A 509-nucleotide genomic window follows, 5' to 3' on the forward strand; every position below is an offset into this window, starting at 1 on the left:
TGCTACGACAATGCTGACTTTGCCTTTGGGGACGGCAAATGCGCTGAAAGCAGTCGGTCGCAAAGCGTTTGCAGACAAGGTCGAAGATGCTGTCACTGATGAAGCGAAGAGCGCCGCAAAAAAAGCACTGGAAGTCGCGCAGAAGTACATGAATGGAGATTCGCCTGAACTCTATGTAGACAATATGGCAAGCCAAAGTACATCATGGATGGATAGATTTAAAGGACTGACATCAAAGCCATTTTTATCTTCATCTTCCATGGCTGGGCGTTGCAATGTTTCTTTTCGAGTAGTATGGAATAAAAAAACATCCCGATATTACTTTATCTTGGTCGCGAACGATTGCGAATGTGATTGCAAAGATGGTGATGATCCCAGAGTTATACGCGGCAGCACAAAGGCCATGGTCCTGTCAGGAACGGGCAGTGTTAAATTTTTCCGGACCGGGAAATCCGCAAGGATTTCAGCATCACGCCCCTCGGTTGTCATGGACTATGAGTGTTGTGACA

General features: G+C 46.6%; 1 protein-coding gene. It reads left to right on the forward strand.

The genetic code is table 11. The annotated features are described in order from the left end of the window. Positions 1 to 509: hypothetical protein (locus tag E1180_RS21970; RefSeq protein WP_196220470.1), on the forward strand; the 509-nt coding region annotated here is incomplete at both ends.

It is taken from the genome of Roseibium denhamense (assembly GCF_009711415.1).
Lineage (GTDB): Bacteria > Pseudomonadota > Alphaproteobacteria > Rhizobiales > Stappiaceae > Roseibium > Roseibium denhamense.